Genomic DNA, 2,907 nt, shown 5'->3' with positions numbered 1-2,907 from the left:
TAATGATAAGACAGTATATAATAACACAGAGGATAATTAATAAAAAAAAGATAATATTAATAAAGAGTAGTATGTTATACTCTAAAAAACCAATTTCATAGATAAATCTACCTATTTAGTTTTTTTAATAGAAAAAATATAGTATAAAACTCAAAAAAAAGAATAAGATAAATCAGGTTTATTTATCTTCTGAAAAACCCATGATAATTTCATTACTAAAATCAAACACTGTTTTTGTTTCGTTATTGTATGACATGGAAAGTTTATGATTAGATGTAACCTTACCTACACAATTTGCATCAATATGTGCTTTATTTAGAAGACTTAAAGTTTCATCTGTTGTTTCTTCAGGTGCAGTTAAAACAAAAGCACTACCTGGATACATTTTAAACCAACTAATCCAATCAATATCATTTGCACGTGGAATACTTTCTAAGTCTATATGAGCCCCCATATCAGATGCTTCAAGAAGCATACCTAATGTTCCAACAATACCAGGATTACTAATATCCTTTGCTGCATGAACTAAATGTTTCTTACCAATAGTTTCCATTACATTAATTTGATTTTGAACATAACTTGGACTTTTATCACTAGTTGTATCCCAATTAATTTCTGTACCTGGATAAACATCACCATCCAAATCAATAGCAACTATTACATTATCATCATTTACTGCCCCACAACTAGGTATAACAGCATCTTTATCTACAATACCACTAATTGCAACATCTAAAGCATCATAAGGTGTATCAGGATGAGTATGTCCACCCACCATTGGTACTCCAAATTTTTTCACACCTTCCTTAATTCCATCCATTATTTGAGCAGTAATTTCAGGATTAGATGATGATAATACATTTGTCATACCCATTGGACGTCCACCCATTGCAGCAATATCATTAACATTAACAAGAACTGAACAATATCCTGCCCACCATGGATTAACATCCATTAATGCACCCCATATTCCATCAGTAGCAAGTAACATTAATTGATTATTACCAATATCAACTGCCGCTGCATCATCACCAAAAGCTAGATACACATTACCTGAAACATTATATACATCCTTTAGTTTTTCACGAACATCTGCAATAGATCTTTTACGTGTAACTCCCTTGAATGTTCGTATTGATTCTACTATTTCATTAAAATCCAAATTATTACCCTCTATTTTTTTTAAATAAAAACATTAATATAAGATTAATTCTCAATTTTTATTACATAATTATTTCTTTTATATCTTTAATCTAATAATTGTTTATCAACAAATTTATATGAAATACCAGAATTATCTATAGTATCTAGAATTTCTTTCTTAAATTCCACAAGATCATCCACATTTCTACTTATTTTATTAGAGAAGACCTTTTTAAATATCATTTCCCCAATAATATCATCATATCCACTTTCCACTTGAATAATAATAGAATCATCATGTTTAAATCCTTCAAGAACAACCTTATCCAAGTCTCCATCAGTAATTCCAATAATTGGAACATTAAATCTATATAATATATCTGATGAAAGTAGTGTTGTATCATCCCCCACTGATACTACTAAATCAGCATTTCTATATTGATATATATCTTCTGCTGCATGATCAAGATAAACAACTGTTAATTTATCTGTTGATATGTGTTTCATAAGTCTTGGTTTAATATTGTTTGTCTTTCTAAGAAGACCTGTTTTAACAATAGCTTTTGTTAAATCAACTTTTCCTAATTTTTCAAGACCATGTTTTTTTATTTTACCACCACTCATCTTAATAATTTGATTATCTTGGGCAATTATTTCTAGATTACTAGATGTTACTCTACCAATTATTGTTCCATTTAACATGATATTTTCACCAGGAGAAACACCTGCAATCTTTCGCTTAATTAGACCTTCCTCCTTATTATATCCTGTTAAATTTTCAACAATACTAGTTACTTCATTTGATGATACAATAGGCATGTTTAAATCCTTAGAAATATTATTTAACAACGTCTTATCAACATTATCACTCCAACAAATTATAGCACCATCACTTGTATCTGGTCTTTCAATCTGTATTAAATCAACATCCATCCCCACATTATTTAATACTTTATAACCAAATGTATGACCTGTTATCATGGACTTTCCATAATTTAATAAAAATAGAATATCATTATCCTCAGATAATAATTCTATTGACTGACTTGGTAATAATTTATCTTCTATATTAATAACATTCTCTAAACTTGCATCTATAACAGCAGTTCTCCCCATTGTTCCACCAAGTCTAGCTGATACAACACCATAATTTGATAGTAAATTTATTATTTTCTTTGCATAACCTTTATCTATTATAGTAGGTCCATGTACTATAACACCAATTTTTAAACTCATAATATATACCCTTTAATGGTTACTTCTAGCATTCAGTCTTTTTCTAATAATAGGTGAACCACAAATATCACATACCTCTTCAGTACTATCAGAAGAGTATTCTTTTCTACAACCTTTACATATTCGTTTCCATTTTATTGTTTTCTTAATTCCTTTAGTTCTTACAGACATGAATTTAAGATTTAATAATTTTAAGGCATTTTGCATTGAATAATCATCAGTTACAGTGATTACATCATGACCCATTTTCTTATATTTTAATGATAATGCAATTATATCCTTATCAGTATCAGATAATCTCATTAAATCCCCACTAGATAATAACACTTCTTTTATATCTTCATCATCATCGTATACTACAGTTTCAATTCTTATTTTTCCTTCAGAAATATAGTTGTTTAATAAAATTTCCGTATTAATATCTTTAATTTCAGAAACTGTGGATGATGTCATAAGATTTAATGAATCGTTTGAACAAAATCCATTAATTAATCCAGATGCATCTAAAACATATATTTTCATATTAAA

The 2,907-nt window shown here is 28.3% G+C and carries 3 protein-coding genes; all 3 read right to left on the bottom strand.

Features of this window, described 5'->3' with window-relative positions; translation table 11 throughout:
- Positions 1-178 precede the first annotated feature (178 nt).
- Positions 179-1,162: a methanogenesis marker 2 protein gene (locus A9758_RS01655; protein ID WP_011406615.1), complete on the bottom strand. Its 984-nt coding sequence runs from the start codon at positions 1,160-1,162 to the stop codon at positions 179-181.
- An 86-nt stretch (positions 1,163-1,248) separates the two neighbouring features.
- Positions 1,249-2,379: a DUF2117 family protein gene (locus tag A9758_RS01650; RefSeq protein ID WP_011406616.1), complete on the bottom strand. Its 1,131-nt coding sequence runs from the start codon at positions 2,377-2,379 to the stop codon at positions 1,249-1,251.
- 12 nt (positions 2,380-2,391) lie between these two features.
- A partial coding sequence (locus A9758_RS01645; RefSeq protein WP_084759199.1) for a type II toxin-antitoxin system VapC family toxin occupies positions 2,392-2,907 on the bottom strand: 516 nt, incomplete at its 5' end.

It is taken from the genome of Methanosphaera sp. A6 (assembly GCF_001729395.1).
Taxonomy (GTDB): Archaea; Methanobacteriota; Methanobacteria; order Methanobacteriales; family Methanobacteriaceae; genus Methanosphaera; species Methanosphaera stadtmanae.
Note: the sequence above shows the minus strand (reverse complement) of the source record. Positions and strands in the feature narration are given on the sequence as shown.